Annotated in this window: 20 protein-coding genes; 12 read left to right on the top strand and 8 right to left on the bottom strand. The window is 69.9% G+C overall.

Annotated features, from left to right (window positions below):
- The first annotated feature begins 20 nt into the window (after window positions 1-20).
- The 12 genes from ACZ5VC_RS18365 to ACZ5VC_RS18310 all read left to right on the top strand — a co-directional run bounded on the left by ACZ5VC_RS18365 (window position 21) and on the right by ACZ5VC_RS18310 (window position 10147).
- On the top strand, window positions 21-587 hold the full coding sequence (locus tag ACZ5VC_RS18365; RefSeq protein ID WP_469121061.1) for a GNAT family N-acetyltransferase: 567 nt from the start codon (window positions 21-23) through the stop codon (window positions 585-587).
- Window positions 588-706: 119 nt separating this feature from the next.
- On the top strand, window positions 707-790 hold the full coding sequence (locus tag ACZ5VC_RS18360; RefSeq protein WP_309486338.1) for a putative leader peptide: 84 nt from the start codon (window positions 707-709) through the stop codon (window positions 788-790).
- Between the two features lie 125 nt (window positions 791-915).
- The gene (locus ACZ5VC_RS18355; protein ID WP_469121060.1) at window positions 916-2613 is read left to right on the top strand and encodes a nitrite/sulfite reductase; all 1698 of its coding nucleotides are present in this window, start codon (window positions 916-918) and stop codon (window positions 2611-2613) included.
- A complete protein-coding gene (locus ACZ5VC_RS18350) occupies window positions 2610-2789 on the top strand; it encodes a hypothetical protein (protein ID WP_469121059.1) in 180 nt (59 codons plus the stop codon). Before ACZ5VC_RS18355 ends, ACZ5VC_RS18350 begins: the two co-directional genes overlap by 4 nt.
- The gene (locus ACZ5VC_RS18345; RefSeq protein ID WP_469121058.1) at window positions 2786-3484 is read left to right on the top strand and encodes a phosphoadenylyl-sulfate reductase; all 699 of its coding nucleotides are present in this window, start codon (window positions 2786-2788) and stop codon (window positions 3482-3484) included. The genes ACZ5VC_RS18350 and ACZ5VC_RS18345 overlap by 4 nt, the downstream gene beginning before the upstream one ends.
- Window positions 3484-4077 carry an adenylyl-sulfate kinase gene (gene cysC, locus ACZ5VC_RS18340; protein ID WP_469121057.1) on the top strand — a complete coding sequence of 198 codons (594 nt, stop codon included), beginning with the start codon at window positions 3484-3486 and terminating at the stop codon, window positions 4075-4077. The genes ACZ5VC_RS18345 and cysC overlap by 1 nt, the downstream gene beginning before the upstream one ends.
- Entirely contained in the window at window positions 4074-5009 is a 936-nt protein-coding gene (cysD, locus tag ACZ5VC_RS18335) for a sulfate adenylyltransferase subunit CysD (protein WP_469121056.1), read from the top strand. The genes cysC and cysD overlap by 4 nt, the downstream gene beginning before the upstream one ends.
- A gap of 2 nt (window positions 5010-5011) precedes the next feature.
- On the top strand, window positions 5012-6361 hold the full coding sequence (locus tag ACZ5VC_RS18330; RefSeq protein WP_469121055.1) for a sulfate adenylyltransferase subunit 1: 1350 nt from the start codon (window positions 5012-5014) through the stop codon (window positions 6359-6361).
- A gap of 200 nt (window positions 6362-6561) precedes the next feature.
- Window positions 6562-7668, top strand: coding sequence for an aliphatic sulfonate ABC transporter substrate-binding protein (locus tag ACZ5VC_RS18325; RefSeq protein WP_469121054.1), 1107 nt, complete (start codon window positions 6562-6564; stop codon window positions 7666-7668).
- A 47-nt stretch (window positions 7669-7715) separates the two neighbouring features.
- Window positions 7716-8504 (top strand): ABC transporter ATP-binding protein, encoded by a 789-nt coding sequence (locus tag ACZ5VC_RS18320; protein WP_468704171.1) that lies wholly within the window; start codon window positions 7716-7718, stop codon window positions 8502-8504.
- The gene (locus ACZ5VC_RS18315; protein ID WP_469121053.1) at window positions 8491-9378 is read left to right on the top strand and encodes an ABC transporter permease; all 888 of its coding nucleotides are present in this window, start codon (window positions 8491-8493) and stop codon (window positions 9376-9378) included. The genes ACZ5VC_RS18320 and ACZ5VC_RS18315 overlap by 14 nt, the downstream gene beginning before the upstream one ends.
- Window positions 9379-9385: 7 nt before the next feature.
- Entirely contained in the window at window positions 9386-10147 is a 762-nt protein-coding gene (locus ACZ5VC_RS18310) for a sirohydrochlorin chelatase (protein WP_469121052.1), read from the top strand.
- Between the two features lie 223 nt (window positions 10148-10370).
- Here the strand turns inward: ACZ5VC_RS18310 and ACZ5VC_RS18305 are convergent, their stop codons facing one another.
- The 8 genes from ACZ5VC_RS18305 to ACZ5VC_RS18270 all read right to left on the bottom strand — a co-directional run bounded on the left by ACZ5VC_RS18305 (window position 10371) and on the right by ACZ5VC_RS18270 (window position 18470).
- Window positions 10371-10958, bottom strand: a complete 588-nt coding sequence (locus ACZ5VC_RS18305; RefSeq protein WP_469121051.1) for a TIGR03086 family metal-binding protein — start codon at window positions 10956-10958, stop codon at window positions 10371-10373.
- Window positions 10959-11036: 78 nt separating this feature from the next.
- Window positions 11037-11657 carry a mycothiol-dependent nitroreductase Rv2466c family protein gene (locus ACZ5VC_RS18300; RefSeq protein WP_469121050.1) on the bottom strand — a complete coding sequence of 207 codons (621 nt, stop codon included), beginning with the start codon at window positions 11655-11657 and terminating at the stop codon, window positions 11037-11039.
- Window positions 11658-12102: 445 nt separating this feature from the next.
- Complete coding sequence (locus ACZ5VC_RS18295; protein ID WP_469121049.1) at window positions 12103-12654, bottom strand: DUF1697 domain-containing protein; 552 nt, start codon at window positions 12652-12654, stop codon at window positions 12103-12105.
- A 76-nt stretch (window positions 12655-12730) separates the two neighbouring features.
- Window positions 12731-13945 (bottom strand): S8 family peptidase, encoded by a 1215-nt coding sequence (locus tag ACZ5VC_RS18290; RefSeq protein WP_469121048.1) that lies wholly within the window; start codon window positions 13943-13945, stop codon window positions 12731-12733.
- A 214-nt stretch (window positions 13946-14159) separates the two neighbouring features.
- The gene (gene mgt / locus ACZ5VC_RS18285) at window positions 14160-15368 is read right to left on the bottom strand and encodes a macrolide-inactivating glycosyltransferase (RefSeq protein WP_469121047.1); all 1209 of its coding nucleotides are present in this window, start codon (window positions 15366-15368) and stop codon (window positions 14160-14162) included.
- 56 nt (window positions 15369-15424) lie between these two features.
- Complete coding sequence (locus ACZ5VC_RS18280; protein WP_469121046.1) at window positions 15425-16720, bottom strand: ABC transporter substrate-binding protein; 1296 nt, start codon at window positions 16718-16720, stop codon at window positions 15425-15427.
- Entirely contained in the window at window positions 16720-17562 is an 843-nt protein-coding gene (locus ACZ5VC_RS18275) for a carbohydrate ABC transporter permease (protein ID WP_469121045.1), read from the bottom strand. The genes ACZ5VC_RS18280 and ACZ5VC_RS18275 overlap by 1 nt, the downstream gene beginning before the upstream one ends.
- Complete coding sequence (locus tag ACZ5VC_RS18270; RefSeq protein WP_469121044.1) at window positions 17559-18470, bottom strand: carbohydrate ABC transporter permease; 912 nt, start codon at window positions 18468-18470, stop codon at window positions 17559-17561. The genes ACZ5VC_RS18275 and ACZ5VC_RS18270 overlap by 4 nt, the downstream gene beginning before the upstream one ends.
- Window positions 18471-18558 lie beyond the last annotated feature (88 nt).

Genomic DNA, 18558 nt, shown 5'->3' with positions numbered 1-18558 from the left:
CGCATGATTCGCTGAGATGTATGAGCATCGCACTGACCACCTGGTCCCTCGAACAGACCTCGCCGTCCGACCTCCGGCCTGCCGCCGCGCCGGAGGGGGACGTGAGGATCGTCCGCGCCGAGGTGCCCTCTGCGGAGTTCAGCCGCTTCCTCTATACCGCTGTCGGCGGTGACATCCGCTGGACCGACCGGCTCTCCCTCACCTACGCCCAGTGGCAGGAGATCGTCGAGCGGCCCGCGGCCGAGATCTGGGTGGCGTACGACCGGGGAACGCCTGCGGGGTACGTGGAGCTGGACCCGCAGGACGACGGGGTCGTCGAGATCGTCTACTTCGGGCTGATCCCCGCGTTCCGTGGACGGCGGATCGGCGGGCATCTCCTCTCGTACGGAGTCCAGCGCGCCTGGGACCTGGCCGACCGGTGGCCGGGGCGGGCCCCGACGAAGCGGGTGTGGCTGCACACCTGCTCACTGGACGGACCGCACGCGATGGACAACTATCTGCGGCGGGGCTTCCAGCTCTTCGACACCAAGGTCGAGGAGACCGAGGAGGTCGAGGCCCCCGGCCCCTGGCCCGGCGCCCTCGGCTGAATCGGCCGCACGGTCCGCCAGGAGTGACCCACGGCACATCGTCCCACGATTCGGGACAATGATGTCCACATTGTGGATTAAGCTGGACTGGGTCCAAAGGCCCGTGACAGGCTTCCGTCATGTCTGGAACTGGAATTGCCTTGGTGAGCCGGCGGCACGTCGACCTCGGCCGCATGTCCAGCGCCATCTGTCCGGCGAGCTGAGAGAACCAGCACCGCCGACTTTCCCCGTTGACCGACCCTCTGCGCACTGCCGCGCCATCCCCTTGCTCTGAGCGCGAGTGTGTAGGTCAGAGCCGCCCTCCTGCAGTCCCGAAGGACAAGACGCCATGGCCGCCACCCCGGAAAAGCCCGCTCCCGCCACGCCCCGCCGCAAGGTGAGCCGTCACCGTGGCGAGGGTCAGTGGGCCGTGGGGCACTTCACCCCGCTCAACGGCAATGAGCAGTTCAAGAAGGACGACGACGGTCTCAATGTGCGGACACGTATTGAGACGATCTACTCCAAGCGTGGATTCGACTCGATCGACCCCAACGACCTGCGCGGCCGGATGCGCTGGTGGGGCCTCTACACCCAGCGCAAGCAGGGGCTGGACGGCACCAAGACCGGTGTTCTGGAGCCGGAGGAGCTGGACGACGAGCACTTCATGCTCCGCGTCCGCATCGACGGCGGCCGGCTGACCACCGAGCAGCTGCGCGTCATCGGCGAGATCTCGCAGGAGTTCGCGCGCGGCACCGCCGACATCACGGACCGGCAGAACGTGCAGTACCACTGGATCCGCATCGAGGACGTTCCCGAGATCTGGAACCGGCTGGAGGCCGTCGGCCTGTCCACCACCGAGGCGTGCGGTGACACCCCGCGTGTCATCCTCGGCTCGCCGGTCGCCGGCATCGCCGAGAACGAGATCATCGACGGCACCCCCGCCATCGACGAGATCCAGCGCCGGATCGTCGGCAACAAGGACTTCTCCAACCTGCCCCGCAAGTTCAAGTCGGCCGTCTCCGGCTCGCCGCTGCTCGACGTGGCGCACGAGATCAACGACGTCGCCTTCGTCGGTGTGAACCACCCCGAGCACGGCCCCGGCTTCGACGTCTGGGTCGGCGGCGGCCTCTCCACCAACCCCAAGCTGGGTGTGCGCCTGGGCGCCTGGGTCTCGCTCGACGAGGTCCCGGACGTCTACGAAGGCGTCATCTCGATCTTCCGTGACTACGGCTACCGGCGGCTGCGCACCCGCGCCCGTCTGAAGTTCCTCGTCGCCGACTGGGGCCCGGAGAAGTTCCGCCAGGTCCTGGAGGACGAGTACCTCCAGCGCAAGCTGACCGACGGCCCCGCGCCGGAGCAGCCCGCCGGGCAGTGGCGCGACCACGTCGGTGTCCACCGGCAGAAGGACGGCAACTTCTACGTCGGGTTCGCGCCGCGCGTCGGCCGGGTCGACGGTGCCACCCTGACCAAGATCGCCGACATCGCGGCCGAGCACGGTTCGGGCCGTCTGCGGACCACCGCCGAGCAGAAGATGATCGTCCTCGATGTGACGGAGGACCGGGTCGAGTCGCTGGTCGACGCCCTGGAGGCGCTGGACCTGCGGGTGAACCCGTCGCCGTTCCGCCGGGGCACGATGGCCTGCACCGGTATCGAGTTCTGCAAGCTCGCCATCGTCGAGACGAAGGCCCGCGGGGCCTCCCTGATCGACGAGCTCGAGCGCCGCATCCCGGACTTCGACGAGCCGATCACCATCAACATCAACGGCTGCCCCAACGCCTGCGCCCGTATCCAGGTGGCGGACATCGGTCTCAAGGGACAGCTGGTCCTGGACGACGCCGGCAACCGGGTCGAGGGCTACCAGGTCCACCTGGGCGGTGCGCTCGGCCTGGAGGCGGGCTTCGGTCGCAAGGTGCGCGGCCTGAAGGTCACCGCCACCGAGCTTCCCGACTACGTCGAGCGGGTCCTCACGCGCTTCCAGGAGCAGCGCGAGGACGGCGAGCGCTTCGCCACGTGGGCGGCGCGTGCCTCCGAGGAGGCCCTGTCGTGAGCGAGCGTGCCGCACCGTTCTTCTGCCCGTACTGCGGCGACGAGGACCTGCGTCCCAGCGAGCAGGGCCACGGCGCGTGGGAATGCGCGGCATGCAATCGAGCCTTCCAGCTGAAGTTCCTGGGGCTCCTGGCCCCCGGACTTCAGCGCGACACCGATGGAGGGGAAGAGACATGACGGTCACTCAGGAATATGACCTGAAGGCGCTGGCCGAGCAGGCCGGGCGCGACCTCGAGGACGCCACGCCGCTGGAGATCCTCCAGTGGGCGGCCGACACCTTCGGCAGGCGCTTCTGCGTCACCTCCTCCATGGAGGACGCGGTCGTCGCCCACCTCGCCTCGCGCGCCTTCCCCGGCGTGGACGTCGTGTTCCTGGACACCGGCTACCACTTCCCCGAGACGATCGGTACCCGCGACGCGGTGGACGCGGTGATGGACGTCAACGTCATCACGCTGACCCCGCGCCAGACCGTGGCCGAGCAGGACGCCGAGTACGGGCCGAAGCTGCACGATCGCGACCCCGACCTGTGCTGCGCGCTGCGCAAGGTCAAGCCGCTGGAAGAGGGCCTGACCGCGTACAGCGCGTGGGCGACCGGCCTGCGCCGTGACGAGTCCCCGACCCGGGCGAACACCCCGGTCGTCGGCTGGGACGAGAAGCGGCAGAAGGTCAAGGTCTCGCCGATCGCCTGCTGGACGCAGGACGACGTGGACGCGTACGTCGCGGAGCACGGCGTGCTCACCAACCCGCTGCTGATGGACGGCTACGCCTCCGTGGGCTGCGCGCCGTGCACCCGCCGGGTGCTGGAGGGCGAGGACGCCCGCGCCGGCCGCTGGGCCGGCCGGTCCAAGACCGAATGCGGGCTGCACGGCTGATGACGACCACACAGACCACTCAGACCTCCCAGATTTCTCAGACCTCTCAGGAGAACCACGTGACTGGGGCCACCATCTGGCTCACCGGTCTGCCGAGCGCCGGTAAGACCACCATCGCGTACGAGCTCGCGGGCCGGCTGCGCGGCGAGGGCCACCGGGTCGAGATCCTCGACGGCGACGAGATCCGCGAGTTCCTGTCGGCGGGCCTCGGCTTCGACCGCGAGGCCCGGCACACCAACGTGCAGCGGATCGGGTTCGTCTCCGAGCTGCTCGCGTCGAACGGTGTGAAGGTCCTGGTACCGGTCATCGCGCCGTACGAGGACAGCCGCGAGGCGGTCCGCAAGCGCCACCAGTCCGAGGGCACCCCCTACGTCGAGGTGCATGTCGCCACTCCGGTGGAGGTGTGCTCCGTACGCGATGTGAAGGGGCTGTACGCGAAGCAGGCCGCGGGCGAGATCAGCGGGCTCACGGGGGTCGACGACCCGTACGAGGAGCCCCGTACCCCCGATCTGCGGATCGAGTCCCAGAACCAGACCGTGCAGGAGTCAGCGGCGGTGCTTCACGCGCTGCTTACCGAGAGGGGACTGGCATGACGACGACGGCCACTGTCCACGCAGAGACCGACAGCCCGTTCGCGCTGTCGCACCTGGACTCCCTGGAGTCCGAGGCGGTGCACATCTTCCGCGAGGTCGCGGGCGAGTTCGAGCGGCCGGTGATCCTCTTCTCCGGCGGCAAGGACTCCATCGTCATGCTGCACCTGGCGCTGAAGGCGTTCGCGCCGGCGCCGGTGCCGTTCACGCTGCTGCACGTCGACACGGGGCACAACTTCCCCGAGGTGCTGGAGTACCGCGACCGCACGGTCGAGAAGTACGGGCTGCGGCTGCACGTCGCCTCCGTGCAGGAGTACATCGACGCCGGCAAGCTGCGCGAGCGCCCCGACGGCACCCGTAATCCGCTGCAGACCGTCCCGCTCACCGAGGCGATCCAGCAGCACCGCTTCGACGCGGTGTTCGGCGGCGGACGGCGTGACGAGGAGAAGGCCCGCGCCAAGGAGCGGGTGTTCTCGCTGCGTGACGAGTTCTCGCAGTGGGACCCGCGCCGCCAGCGCCCCGAGCTGTGGCAGCTCTACAACGGCCGCCACGCGCCCGGCGAGCACGTGCGGGTCTTCCCGCTGTCGAACTGGACCGAGCTGGACGTCTGGCAGTACATCGCCCGCGAGGAGATCGAGCTGCCCGGCATCTACTTCGCCCACGAGCGCGAGGTCTTCGCGCGCAACGGCATGTGGCTGACGGCCGGCGAGTGGGGCGGCCCGAAGGACACCGAGACGGTGGAGAAGCGGCTCATCCGCTACCGCACCGTCGGTGACATGTCCTGCACGGGCGCGGTGGACTCCGACGCCACCACGCTCGACGCCGTGATCGCCGAGATCGCCGCCTCCCGGCTCACCGAGCGGGGCGCGACCCGCGCCGACGACAAGATGTCCGAGGCCGCGATGGAAGACCGCAAGCGCGAAGGGTACTTCTAGCCATGACGAGTACGACCGAGCAGTTCGCCGACGTGTCGGCGACCACCCTGCTGCGCTTCGCCACCGCCGGGTCCGTCGACGACGGCAAGTCGACCCTGGTGGGCCGGCTGCTGCACGACTCCAAGTCGGTCCTCACCGACCAGCTGGAGGCCGTGGAGGCCGCGTCGCTCAAGCGCGGTCAGGAGGCCCCCGACCTGGCGCTGCTGACCGACGGTCTGCGTGCCGAGCGCGAGCAGGGCATCACCATCGACGTCGCCTACCGCTACTTCGCGACGCCGCGACGCCGGTTCATCCTCGCCGACACGCCGGGCCATGTGCAGTACACCCGCAACATGGTCACCGGCGCCTCCACCGCCGAGCTGGCCGTGGTCCTGGTCGACGCCCGCAACGGCGTGGTCGAGCAGACCCGCCGGCACGCCGCCGTGGCCGCGCTGCTGCGCGTCCCGCATGTGGTGCTGGCCGTCAACAAGATGGACCTCGTCGAGTACGCCGAGCCCGTCTTCGCGGCGATCGCCGAGGAGTTCACGACCTACGCCGCCTCGCTGGGCGTCCCGGAGATCACCGCGATCCCGATCTCGGCGCTGGCCGGTGACAACGTCGTGGAACCGTCCGCCAACATGGACTGGTACGGCGGCCCGACGGTGCTGGAGCACCTGGAGACCGTCCCGGTCAGCCACGACCTGACGAGCTGCCACGCGCGCTTCCCGGTGCAGTACGTGATCCGCCCCCAGACGGCGGAGCACCCGGACTACCGGGGTTACGCGGGTCAGATCGCGGCCGGCGCGTTCCGGGTCGGCGAGCAGGTGTCGGTGCTGCCCTCCGGGCGGACCAGCACCATCACGGCGATCGACGCGCTCGGGGAGAGCGTCGACATCGCGTGGGCGCCGCAGTCGGTCACCCTCCGGCTGGCCGACGACATCGACATCTCGCGCGGCGATCTGATCGCGCCGAGCGGCGACGCCCCTGCGACCACGCAGGACGTCGAGGCGACGGTCTGCCATGTGGCGGACCAGCCGCTCACGGTCGGCCAGCGGGTGCTGCTCAAGCACACCACCCGCACGGTCAAGGCGATCGTCAAGGAGATCCCGTCCCGGCTGACGCTGGACGACCTCTCCCAGCACCCGGCGCCCGGGCAGCTGGTCGCCAACGACATCGGCCGGGTCAAGGTCCGTACCGCCGAGCCGCTGGCGCTCGACTCGTACGCCGACTCGCGCCGCACCGGCTCCTTCCTGCTGATCGACCCGGCCGACGGCACCACGCTGGCGGCCGGTATGGCCGGCGACGCCTTCGCCGCGGCCGACGGCACGGCCAAGGCCACGCACCACGCCGACGACGAGGGGTGGGACTTCTGATGAACATCGATGCCTACGCGACGTTCGCGAAGGAGGGGGGCCGTGTCGGCAGCGGCGCCCTCGGCTCGGGCACCGGAGGTGTCGCGCGATGTGTTCGCTGACGCCCGCGTACCGCGTCAGCGGCCGCATCTCGCACCACCGGCTCCACTCGCGACACAGACGAAGACTTCGAAGACCCTAAAAGAAGGGGATCCACTCCCGTGCCTGCCACTCGCACCACCCTGCGCCGCTCCCTCGCCGCCGCCGCGGCCCTGCCTCTGCTGATCGGCGCGCTCGCCTCCTGCGGCTACGGCTCGCAGACGAAGACCGACGAGAAGAAGGTGGCCGCCGAGGGCAAGAAGCTCTCGGCCGACACGGTCAGGCTCGGGTACTTCCCGAATCTCACCCACGCGACCGCTCTGGTCGGTGACCAAGAGGGCATCTTCCAGAAGGAACTGGGCGGCACCGCGCTGAAGGTGTCGACCTTCAACGCCGGCCCGTCGGAGATCGAGGCGCTCAACGCCGACTCGATCGACATCGGCTTCATCGGCCCCTCGCCCTCGATCAACGGCTATGTGAAGTCCAAGGGCACGAACCTGCGCATCGTCGGCGGCTCCGCGTCCGGCGGTGTGAAGCTGGTCGTCAACCCGGCGAGGATCAAGACCCTGGACGACCTCAAGGGCAAGAAGATCGCCACCCCGCAGCTGGGCAACACGCAGGACGTGGCGTTCCTCAACTGGCTCTCCGAGAAGGGCTGGAAGGTCGACGCCCAGAGCGGCAAGGGCGACGTCTCCGTGGTCCGTACGGACAACAAGATCGCCCCGGACGCCTACAAGTCGGGTTCCATCGACGGCGCCTGGGTTCCCGAACCGACCGCCTCCAAGCTGGTGAGCGAGGGCGCGAAGGTACTGCTCGACGAGTCGACGCTGTGGCCCGACAAGAAGTTCGTGATCACGAACATCATCGTGTCGCAGAAGTTCCTCAAGGAGCACCCGGACGTGGTGGAGGCCGTGCTGCGCGGCTCGGTGAAGACCAACGCCTGGATCAACGCCAACCCCGACAAGGCGAAGGCGTCCGCGAACGCCCGGCTGAAGGCGCTCAGCGGCAAGGAGCTCGGTCCCAAGGTGATCGACCCGGCCTGGCCGTCGATCCAGTTCACCAACGACCCGCTGGCCTCGACGCTCCAGGCGCAGGCGGACCACGCGGTGAAGGCGGGCCTGCTGAAGAAGCCGGATCTGGCCGGCATCTACGACCTGAAGCCCCTCAACAAGGTCCTCAAGGCCGAGGGCGCGCCCGAGGTCTCCGACGCCGGACTCGGCGTCAAGTAATCCGCCAACCAGCCAGCCAGCCAGCCAGTTCCCAGGAGGTGACGACCATGGCCACGACGTTCGCCAAGGCCGAGGACCGTGTCGCGGTGTCCCATGCCGCGCGCATCGAGCATGTCTCGAAGTCCTTCGCCGTGCCCGGCGGGCAGCAGCTCGTCCTCGACGACATCTCGCTCGATGTCGCGCCGGGTGAGTTCGTCACCCTCCTGGGAGCTTCGGGGTGTGGCAAGTCCACGCTGCTCAATCTGGTCGCGGGACTCGACCGGCCGTCCGCGGGGTCCATCGAGACCCCCGGCGGCCGGCCGGCCCTGATGTTCCAGGAGCACGCGCTCTTTCCGTGGCTGACCGCGGGCAAGAACATCGAGCTGGCGCTGCGGCTGCGTGGCGTGGCGAAGAGCGAGCGGCGCGACGAGGCGGAGCGGCTGCTCGACCTCGTTCGGCTGCGCGGCTCGTACGGCAAGCGGGTGCACGAGCTGTCCGGCGGTATGCGCCAGCGTGTGGCGCTCGCCCGGGCACTCGCCCAGGACAGCGATCTGCTGCTGATGGACGAGCCGTTCGCGGCGCTGGACGCCATCACCCGTGACGTCCTGCACGACGAACTGACCCGGATCTGGCGCGAGACCAAGCTGTCGGTGCTGTTCGTCACCCACAACGTGCGCGAGGCCGTGCGGCTGGCCGAGCGTGTGGTGCTGCTGTCGTCCCGGCCGGGACGGATCGCCCGCGAGTGGACGATCGACATTCCGCAGCCGCGCCGTATCGAGGACACCGCCGTGGCGGAGCTCTCCGTCGAGATCACTGAAGAACTGCGTGGGGAGATCCGCCGCCATGGCCAGCACTGAGACGAAGGTCAACAAGCCCGACGACCTCGCCGGTCTGGAAGCGGGCCTCGACGCGCTCGACGCCGTGCAGGTGCGCCACACCCCGGTGCGCGAGGTCCTGCTCAAGAAGGTCCTGCCGCCGCTGCTGGCCGTCGCGCTGGTCCTGGTGGTGTGGCAGCTGCTGGTGTGGGGGAAGGTCACCGACGACTACAAGCTGCCCTCCCCCTCCGCGGTGTGGGACAGCCTGTCCACGATGTGGCTGGAGGGCACGCTCCTCGGCGTGCTGTGGACCAGCGTCTCCCGCGCCCTGCTCGGCTTTCTGATGGCGCTCGCCATCGGTACGCCGCTCGGTCTGCTGGTCGCCCGGGTGAAGTTCGTCCGGGCGGCGATCGGCCCGATCCTCTCCGGACTGCAGGCTCTGCCGTCGGTCGCCTGGGTGGCGCCCGCGGTCCTCTGGCTGGGCCTGAACGACTCGATGATGTACGCGGTGATCCTGCTGGGCGCTGTGCCGTCGATCGCCAACGGTCTGGTGGCCGGAGTCGACCAGGTTCCGCCGCTGTTCCTGCGGGCGGGCCGTACGCTCGGCGCGACCGGGCTCCGGGGCGCCTGGCACATCGTGATGCCGGCCGCGCTGCCGGGCTACCTGGCCGGCCTGAAGCAGGGCTGGGCGTTCTCCTGGCGTTCCCTGATGGCCGCGGAGATCATCGCCTCGTCCCCCGAACTGGGTCTGGGTCTCGGCCAGTTGCTGGAGAACGGCCGCAACAACATCGACATGCCCGGGATCTTCCTCGCCATCATCCTGATCCTGGTCGTCGGCATCGCCATCGACCTGCTGATCTTCAGCCCGCTGGAGCGCGCGGTCCTGCGCGGCCGCGGCCTGCTGGTGAAGAGCTGAGTACGCCATGACCCGCCCGGTGCTCCTCGTCATCGCCCACGGCAGCCGCGACCCGCGGCACGCCGCGACCGTCCACGCGCTGGTGCGCCGTGCGCGGTCACTGCGGCCGGGGCTGCGCGTGGAGACGGCGTTCCTGGATTTCAACCTCCCCTCGGTGACGGGCGTCCTGGAGGGCCTCGCGGCGGAGGGCGTACGGGACGTCGTGGCGCTGCCGCTGCTGCTGACCCGGGCCTTCCACGCGAAGGCCGACATCCCCGCCGTACTGCGGCAGGCGCCGCCGTCGCTGCGGATCCGCCAGGCGGAGGTGCTGAACGGACACCGAGGGCCGTCCCCGCTGCTGCTGGCGGCGGTGGAGCGACGGCTGTACGAGGCCGGGCTCACGCCCGGCGACAAGAGCTCGACCGGGGTCGTCCTGGCCTCGGCGGGCTCCACGGACCCGGAGGCGATCGCAGTGATCGCTGAAATCGCGCGGGAGCTGCGGCACACCGGTTGGTGCGCCGTGCGGCCTGCGTTCGCCTCCGCTGTTTCCGCCGCGGGCCACCCCCGGACCGAGGACGCCGTCCGGGCGCTGCGCGACGAGGGTGTCCGGCGGGTGGCGGTCGCCCCGTATGTGATCGCCCCCGGTCGTCTGCCGGAACGCATCGTGGCGGGTGCCGAGGGCGCGGATGTGCTGGCCGGTGTGATCGGCGCCGCGCCCGAGCTGGCCCGGCTGCTGCTGGTCCGGTACGACGAGGCCCGGGTCGAGACGCGGGTCGCGGTCGCCGTCTAGGCAGTGTCCGCAAGGTGTCGTCGTCCGCCCGGAGGGCGGGGCCTGCGGCGTCCGGTCCGTGCGATCGCAAGGCGCCGGGATGCCCTCGTAGCGGAGCCACTTGGGCCTTTGGGCAACGCAGCGTGGAGGCACCTCCCGTGCCCGAAGGGCTACGGGGAGTGCGTGCGGGGCATCGCGGGCCAGGCGAGACTCTGCGGACACGACCTGGTTCTAGGGCCTGTCCTCAGACCGTGTGCGGCCGGCTCCGCGGGTCGCGGCCGCTTGCCGCGAGAGCCCGCTCGAAGGCGCTCGCGTCGGGCGCCGGCTCCACCGGACCGGCGAAGCCGTCGTACTGCCGGTAGGTCTCCGCGTGCTCCTCGACGACCGTGAGCACGAACGCTCCCGTCGCGTCGGGGACCTTGAAGTCCTGGCCGGTGGAGCGGGCGAGGTCCCAGCCGTGCAGGGCCAGTTCCTTGACCAGGAGGGAGGCGATCCCGGTGGCCGGCATCGCGGTGAAGCCGAGGTCCACCTCTCCCTCCCACACCTCCGGGGTGTCCCACGCGGCCAGGGCACGATCGAGCTGGGCGGCGTAACGCTCCGCCCAGTCGGCGTCCTCGGTGAAGTCCCGCCGCGTGAGCTCGTCGGGGAGCTGCTTGCGCAGAGCCCGGTGTTCCAGGCCGTGGGAGGAGTACAGGACCAGGTGGTTGACGAGTTCCCGGACGGTCCATCCGTCGCAGACGGACGGTTCGGCCAGCCGGCCGGCGTCGACGCCCCGGGCCACCCGGGCGGCCTCGGCGGCGCAGACGGTGAGGTGGGTGTGGATGCTGTTCATGCCCCCGAGTCTCGGCCGGTGGGCGGGGCGGCGTATTGAAGAAACGCGACGCGGCCGCGCGGCGGGCGCCGGGCCGGGTCAGCTGAAGTCGAGACCGCCGGTGCGGGTGCGCTTCAGTTCGAAGAGGTCGGGGTGGCCGGCCAGGACCCGGAAGCTGTCGAAGAGCCGGACCGCCTCCTCGCCGCGCGGGATCGCCCGCAGGACCGGGCCGAACCAGACGGTGCCGTCGACATGGATCGTGGGCGTGCCGACGTACCCCTCGGCCGCCGGGTCCTTGCCCGCGTCGTGGCTGCGGCGCACGACCTCGTCGTACGAGGAGTCGTGCGCGGCCTTCGCCAGCTCGGCCGGAAGGCCCAGTTCGGCCAGTGACTCGGCCACGACGGCGTCGAAGTCCTTGTTCTTCCGTTCGTGGATGCGGGTGCCGTAGGCGGTGTAGAGGTCGCGGAGTATGCCGTCGCCGTGCTGCTCGGCCGCGGCGGCGGCGACACGCACCGGGCGGATCGAGTTGTCGACGAGTTCGCGGTACCAGTCGGGCAGTTCATTGCCGGCGTTGTGGAAGTACAGGCTCATCACATGGAAGCGCAGTTCGATGTCGCGCTGCCGCTCGACCTCGAGGATCCAGCGGGAGGTGATCCACGCGAAGGGGCAGGCGGGGTCGAACCAGAAGTCGACGACGGTCGTGTTCGTATCAGTGGTCATGGGGCGAGAGTAGCCAGCCGGTGGCATGTCCCGGCGGGCCAATCACGAGTTCGTCAGCTGGGCCACCGTCCCTTCGGTGCCCCATACATTGATGTACCGTCCGACCATGAACACGCATCTCCTCGGCGGTGGCCTTCCAGTACGCCGACTGGGGTTCGGGGCCGCCCAGTTGACCGGTCCCGGCTACTGGGGACCGCGGGGGGGCAGGCGCGCCGACGCGATCGCCGGCCAGGCGTCGGCGACGGCCCGCAGCCGAGGCGCTGCGCCCCCACCCGGCCGGTCCGGTGATCGCCACCAAGGGCGGGGTCGTGCGGACCGGCGACCCGGCCGGTCCGGTGATCGCCACCAAGGGCGGGGTCGTGCGGACCGGCGACCCCGCCTGACACATCGCGGGCAGGCCCGAGCAGCTTCGGGCGACGCGCTCGTCCCGGAGGTCCGGCGACGGTCAGCCGCCGGTCATCTCCACGAGCTTGACGACGGTGTTCCAGTTCCGCGTGGTGGCGACGACGCCCTTGAGGAGTGAGGGGCGGGAGAGGACCGGGGCGAGGGTGGAGCGGCCGAGGCCTTCGGGAGCGTAGAGGTACATCGCCCGGTCGCCGAGCCTGAACTCCTCGGGGAGGAAGGCGGCCTGGTCGAGGGAGGCGAAGCGCTCGGAGCCGACGGGCTCGGAGTAGTACGTCACGTGCAGTTGCTTCCCCTCCAGTTCGGCGGCCGGGAAGGGGCAGGCGTCGGCGACGGCCCGCAGATAGGACGCGTCGCGGACCAGGCAGTCGACGCGGAAGCCGAAGTGCTTCTCGATGGCGTCCTCGAGCGCGGCGCCGAGTGCGCGGTCGTCGTCGCCGGACGCGGTGGTGAAGATGGCGTTGCCGCTCTGCAGATAAGTGCGTACGCCGGTGTGGCCGAGCGATTCCAGCACGAAACGGAGGTCCGCCATCGGCACCTTGCGGGACCCTCCGACATTGATTCCGCGCAGCAGGGCGGCGTACGTGGTCGTCATGGTCACACCATAAGACGGTCGCCGTGCCCCGTGGGGGAGGGCACGGCGACCGCCGGTCATGGGGTGTCGGGCGGGATTACTCGACGACCTTCAGGAGCTTGTTGGCCGTCCCGCCGGTCGGGTTGGTGATCTTTCCGGCGGTGGCGCCGTCGGTCAGCGCCTTGGCGACCTGCTCCGGGGTGGCGTCCTTGTGGCCCGCCAGGTAGACCGCGGCGGCACCGACGACGTGCGGGGTCGCCATGGACGTGCCGGAGATGGTCTTGGTGGCCTCGTCGCTGTCCTTCCACGCCGAGGTGATGTCCGAGCCGGGGGCGTAGATGTCCACGACGGAGCCGAAGTTGGAGAAGCTGGACTGCTCGTCGTCCTTGGTGGAGGAGGCGACGGTGATGGCCTCGGCGACGCGGGAGGGCGAGCCCTCGCCGGCGTCGGAGGACTCGTTGCCCGCGGCGACGCCGAAGGTGACGCCGGAGGCGATCGCCTTCTTGACCGCCTCGTCGAGGGCGGGGTCGGCGCCGCCACCGAGGCTCATGTTGGCGACGGACGGGCCCTGGTGGTTCTTGGTGACCCAGTCGATGCCGGCGACGACCTGTTCGGTGGTGCCCGAGCCGTTGTCGTCGAGGACGCGGACCGCGACGATCTTCGCCTTCTTGGCGACACCGTGCGCGGTGCCCGCGATGGTCCCGGCGACATGCGTGCCGTGGCCGTTGCCGTCGCTGGCATCGTTGTCGTTGTCCACCGCGTCGAATCCGGACGACGCGCGGCCGCCGAAGTCCTTGTGGCTGACGCGCACTCCGGTGTCGATCACATAGGCGGTGACGCCCTCGCCGGCCCCGTCGGGGTAGGTGTACTTGCTGTCCCCCGCGGTGTCCGCCTGGTCGATGCGGTCGAGGCCCCAGGACGGGGGATTGTCCTGGGTGGCGTTGATCGAGAACTTCTTGTTCTGCACGACCTTGGCGACGGCCGGGTCGGCGGCGAGGCGCTTGGCCTCGGTCTCCGAAAGACCGGACGCGGAGAAGCCGTTGACGGCGGAGCTGTAGCTGCGGCGCAGGGTGCCGCCGTACTCCTTGGCCAGTTCGCCCTTGTCGGCCTTGGGGGCGGCCTTCTGGTCGAGCAGCACGATGTAGCTGCCCTCGACGGCGGTCGCGGCGTCGGCGCCGTAGACCGTGCCCTCGGCGGGCGCGGGGGCCGCTCCGGCATACGACGTGCCGAGCAGGGTGAGTCCCGCTGCGGCGGCCACGGCGGATATCGCCGCGGTGAGCTTCATACCGCGGGCGCGCTTGTGAGTTGCCATGAAGAGGTGACTCCTCGTCATTCAGTTGTGTGTGGGGGGTTGGGCCGCGGAAGCAGAACCTCCGGGGCCGCTCAAAACCCTTGCCCATTGACGCGCGCAGATCAAGACCTTCATACAGCTGTGACTTACTCAACAAGGTTTCGTAATATGAAATCCGGCCGGGGTGCCCCAAGCCGGATTTCTCCCCCGAACACCCCCCAACACCCGTTACCGCTCAGCCTTTCGCGACATGCCTCAGCTCGGCCTCGATCAGGCCGGCCGCCCGCCGGGTGCCGCCCTCCCGCGCCATGCCGGTACGGATCTCCGCCGCCCTGCGCGCGACCTCCGGATCGTCCACCAGAGCGAGCACCGCCTCGCGCAGGGTCCGCGCGGTGGCCTCCTCCATCGGGATGTGCCGGGCCACACCGAGCGACTGGAGCATGTCCGCGTTGCCGAACTGGTCGACGGCCTGCGGGACCGCGACCATCGGCGTGCCGGTGGCCAGCCCCTCCTGACTGCCGCCGGCGCCCGCGTGGGTGATGAAGGCGTCGGCCTGCTTGAGGATCGCCAACTGCGGGACCCATTCGTGCACTTCCACGTTCGCCGGGAGCTCGCCGAGGTCGGCGGGGTCGACGAACCTCCCGACCTGGAGCACCATGTGCCATCCCGGCAGACCACCGAAGGCCTCGACGCACGCACGATAGAAGTCCGGCTGCTTGGTGAAGGCCGATCCCAGCGACACCAGAAGCACCTTCTCGGCGGCGGCCGGCCGGTGCCACTCGCCCTGGTCGGCACGCTCGCCCTGACAGGCGCCGACGAAGGTGTATACGGACTCGTCCACCCGGTCGGCGTGCGGCTGGAGCACCCGGGGGATGAGGACGAGCGCCCGCCGGGGGCGTGCGATGAGGCGGTCGGGGTGGGTGTCGACGCCGTTCTCGGCGAGCCATGCCTCGAAACGCGCGTAGTACGCCCTGCCGCGGTCGGACGCCTTGAGTTCGGCGAACATCGGCTCGGCGACCTCTTCCTCGTATCCCGCCCAGGGAACGAGGTTGGGCCAGAGGGAGACGGCGGGCACACCCCACCGATGGGCGAGCACGGGCGCCGGATAGGCGGTGATGTCATGGATGACGAGGTCGGGCTCGTCCCCCGCGAACGCCTCGGCGAGCTGGGGCAGCACCTGTACGGCATCGTTCAGAAACGGCTCGATGTTGTCGATCAGTTCGGTCCCCCATGCCTCGGGGTCGTCGTCCGTGGGGAGGGTGGAGGTGTAGATCACCGGCTCGGCACCGGTGGCGGCGACCTTCTCGGCGAAGGACGCGGGGATCGCGTAACTCACGCGATGCCCCCGGGCGACGAGCTCCCGGACGACTTCGAGGCTGGGATTCACGTGCCCGTGGGCGGCGATGGAGAACATGGCGACATGGGCGGGGGCACGAGTGGTCATGGCCTCCACCCTAGGCGAGACGATACGGTCCGTCTATTTAATTCTCCCGTGCGCGCTCATCCGCGCTGGTAGCGCGCCAGCACCAGATTGCCGTCCTCGACCAGCCGTTCCCTCAGCTCCCCGAGGCCGATCGCCCCGCTGTAGTACTCCTGGAACGCCGGCGTCGCGACCTTGTCCTTCCACTCCGGGTAGCCGCGCACCGCCTGCGCGGGCGCGGAGCGCAGGCTCCGGGCGAGCGCCGCACCTGTCTCCCAGCCGTCCTTCTGGGTGTGGAGAGCGGGGTCGGCCAGCGCGGCGGCGCCGGTGGGCAGCATCCAGTCGCCCTGCGCCAGGCGCACCATGTTGCGCGGCTGGAGGAGGAAGTCGACGAACCGCGCGGCCTCCTTCTTGTACGGGCTGTCCTCGGCGATCGACAGTGTCTGCGGGCTGACGCCCTGGGCGAGCCCGTCCCGTCCGGCGGGTGCGGGCAGCACCATCCACTCGAACCCCTCGGGTGCCTGCTGGGTGATCTGCTGCCGGTACGAGAAGCCGAGTGGGACCATCGCGTACTTGCCGCCGAAGAAGCCGGGGAGGGTGTCCGAGCCGCCACTGCCGAGGGTGGAGGGGGACGCGCTGCGGTCGGTGGCGACCTGGGCGTGGATCGTGCCGGGGACGGTCGCGTCGGCCTCGGTGAACCGGATGGTCACCTTGCCGTCCTCGCCCTGGTGGAAGAGATGGCCGCCGGCCGAGAGCCCGAGGTTCAGGCTCATCGACACGGGCTCCTTCAGCGGCCAGGCGACGGCGTACTTCCCCTCCCCCATCGACGCCGTCAGATCCTTGGTGATCCGGCGGAACTCCTGCCAGCTCCACGGCTTGCCGGGGGTGGGGATGCGGACGCCGGAGGCGGTGAGGATCTTCTTGTTGGCCATGATGACGCGCGGCTCCTGGAGGAACGGCACGCCGTACACGCCCTCACCGAAGGTCGTGGTGCGCCAGCTCTGGGCCGGGATGTCCGCCTTCAGCCGAGCGGGGAGCAGGTCGCGCAGATCGGCGAGGTAACCGCCGTAGGCGAAGTCGGCGAGGTCGTCGGAGGCGTCGTGGATGATGTCGGGCGCCTCGCCCCCCTCGAAGGAGGTCAGCAGCTGGTCATGGACGCTGTCCCAACTGCCCTGGACGTACTCGACGCGGGTGTCGGGGTGGGTGTCGTTCCACTCCTTCACCAGCTCCTTGTTGGCCTCGACCGATTCCTTCTGCCAGGCCAGCGACTGGAAGCGGAGGGTGATGGCGCCGTCGGTGCGCGCGTCGTCGCCGGCGCATCCGGTGAGCATCAGGGCCAGTGCGGCGGTCACGGCCGCCAGGGCGCGTGCGCGCATCAGCTCTTCACCGCCCCGGTGAGCATGCCGCCCGTGATCCGCTTCTGGATGATCGCGAAGACCACGAGGGAGGGGAGGGTCGCGAGGAAGGCGGCCGCCGCGAGGGGGCCGAGGTCGGCCGCGCCCTCCGCGCCGAGGAAGTGGGTGAGGACGACCGGCAAGGTCTGCTTCTCCGGGGTCTTGAGCAGGACGAGGGCGAAGAAGAACTCGTTCCATGCGGTGATGAAGGCGAAGAGCGCGGTGGCGACGATGCCCGGGGCCAGCAGCGGCGCGGTGACGGAGACGAGCGTCCGGAGTCTGCCCGCGCCGTCGACGGCCGCCGCCTCCTCCAACTCGGCCGGCACGGCCCGTACGTAGCCGACCAGCATCCACAGCGCGAACGGCAGCGACCAGACGACGTACACCATGACCAGGCCGAGAACGCTGTTGATCAGATGCAGGTTCTTGAGGATCAGGAAGAGCGGAATGATCACCAGGACGAACGGGAACGCCTGGCTGACCACGACCCAACTGGTGGCGGCGGTGGCGAGTCCGCCGCGGTGACGGGCCATCACATAGGCCATCGGTGTGGCGATGACGACGGCGATCAGCGCGGCGCCGAGGGCCGCGATCAGGCTGTTGGCGGCGGCCTGGAGCAGCGGCTGCTCGTCGAAGGCCTGCCGGAAGTTGGCGAGGGTCGGGTCCGCGGGAATCCAGGTCGGGTGGAGCGAGCCGAGCTCGCGTGCCGGCTTGAAGGCGGTGGAAACCAGCCAGAGGAACGGGAAGGCGAGGAAGACCAGATAGCCGAGCAGCGCCAGATACTGCCCGGCCCGCGCGGGCCCGCTGGTGCGAAGAGCGCTCACCGGTCCTCGCCTCCCTTCAGCCGGCCCACCAGATGGAGGGCGAGGAGTACGGAGATGACGGCGACCATCACACAGCCCATCGCGGCGGCGTAGCCGAACTGGCCGTAGCGGAACGCCTCTTCATAGGCGAAGAGCATCGGTAGCCGGGTCCGTCCGCCGGGGCCGCCGTTGGTCAGGACGTAGACCAGCGCGAACGCGTTGAAGTTCCAGACGAAGTTGAGCGCGGTGATCGCGAGGGCGACGGGCCTGAGAGCCGGCCAGGTGACCGTGCGGAACCGGCGCCAGGCGCCCGCGCCGTCCAGCGCGGCCGCCTCGTGGAGTTCATGGGGCGTGTTCTGGAGGCCCGCCAGCAGGGCGACCGTGGTCTGCGGCATTCCGGCCCAGACACCGACGACGATCACGGCGGGCAGCGCGGTGGCCAGGCCGGTGAGCCAGTCGCGGCCGTCACCGAGGCCGAGGTCGCGGATCGTCTCGTTGAGGATGCCCGCGTCGGGGTTGTAGACGAGCCGCCACATGATGCCGACGACGACCTCGGGCATCGCCCAGGGGATGATCGCCAGCGCCCTGGCCAGCCAGCGGAAGCGAAGGTTCTGGTTGAGCAGCAGAGCGAGGCCGAGGGCGAGCAGGAACTGCGGAACGGTGACCCCGACCGCCCAGAGCAGTCCGATCCGGAAGGAGTCCCAGAAGAGCGTGTCGTGCAGCAGGTCCTGGAAGTTGAGGGCGCCGATCCACTGGGTGGGCTGGGTGCGGCCGGACTGGGCGTCGGTGAAGGCGAGGGCGATGCCGTAGAGCAGCGGACCGACGCTGAGGATCAGGATCGGGATCAGCGCGGGCAGCACAAGGAACCAGGCGCTGTGGTCCGGTCGTTTGCCGGCGGCTTCGCCGGACCGCGTCGTTGCGGTCGCCACTCTCACAGATTGACCCCTTATGTGCCCTTTGTGAAGTTGAACCGGCCTCCGTCATGGTCCTGACGGGTCGTCGGTTCGTCAAGGCCAC

This window comes from Streptomyces sp. NPDC033174 (genome assembly GCF_055577795.1).
Note: the sequence above shows the minus strand (reverse complement) of the source record. Positions and strands in the feature narration are given on the sequence as shown.

Coding starts and splice junctions, on each gene's coding strand:
- ACZ5VC_RS18365 (WP_469121061.1), top strand. CDS start 21: ATGAGCATCGCACTGACCACCTGGTCCCTCGAACAGACCTCGCCGTCC.
- ACZ5VC_RS18360 (WP_309486338.1), top strand. CDS start 707: ATGTCTGGAACTGGAATTGCCTTGGTGAGCCGGCGGCACGTCGACCTC.
- ACZ5VC_RS18355 (WP_469121060.1), top strand. CDS start 916: ATGGCCGCCACCCCGGAAAAGCCCGCTCCCGCCACGCCCCGCCGCAAG.
- ACZ5VC_RS18345 (WP_469121058.1), top strand. CDS start 2,786: ATGACGGTCACTCAGGAATATGACCTGAAGGCGCTGGCCGAGCAGGCC.
- cysC (WP_469121057.1), top strand. CDS start 3,484: ATGACGACCACACAGACCACTCAGACCTCCCAGATTTCTCAGACCTCT.
- cysD (WP_469121056.1), top strand. CDS start 4,074: ATGACGACGACGGCCACTGTCCACGCAGAGACCGACAGCCCGTTCGCG.
- ACZ5VC_RS18330 (WP_469121055.1), top strand. CDS start 5,012: ATGACGAGTACGACCGAGCAGTTCGCCGACGTGTCGGCGACCACCCTG.
- ACZ5VC_RS18320 (WP_468704171.1), top strand. CDS start 7,716: ATGGCCACGACGTTCGCCAAGGCCGAGGACCGTGTCGCGGTGTCCCAT.
- ACZ5VC_RS18315 (WP_469121053.1), top strand. CDS start 8,491: ATGGCCAGCACTGAGACGAAGGTCAACAAGCCCGACGACCTCGCCGGT.
- ACZ5VC_RS18310 (WP_469121052.1), top strand. CDS start 9,386: ATGACCCGCCCGGTGCTCCTCGTCATCGCCCACGGCAGCCGCGACCCG.
- ACZ5VC_RS18305 (WP_469121051.1), bottom strand. CDS start 10,958: ATGAACAGCATCCACACCCACCTCACCGTCTGCGCCGCCGAGGCCGCC.
- ACZ5VC_RS18300 (WP_469121050.1), bottom strand. CDS start 11,657: ATGACCACTGATACGAACACGACCGTCGTCGACTTCTGGTTCGACCCC.
- ACZ5VC_RS18295 (WP_469121049.1), bottom strand. CDS start 12,654: ATGACGACCACGTACGCCGCCCTGCTGCGCGGAATCAATGTCGGAGGG.
- ACZ5VC_RS18290 (WP_469121048.1), bottom strand. CDS start 13,945: ATGGCAACTCACAAGCGCGCCCGCGGTATGAAGCTCACCGCGGCGATA.
- mgt (WP_469121047.1), bottom strand. CDS start 15,368: ATGACCACTCGTGCCCCCGCCCATGTCGCCATGTTCTCCATCGCCGCC.
- ACZ5VC_RS18280 (WP_469121046.1), bottom strand. CDS start 16,720: ATGCGCGCACGCGCCCTGGCGGCCGTGACCGCCGCACTGGCCCTGATG.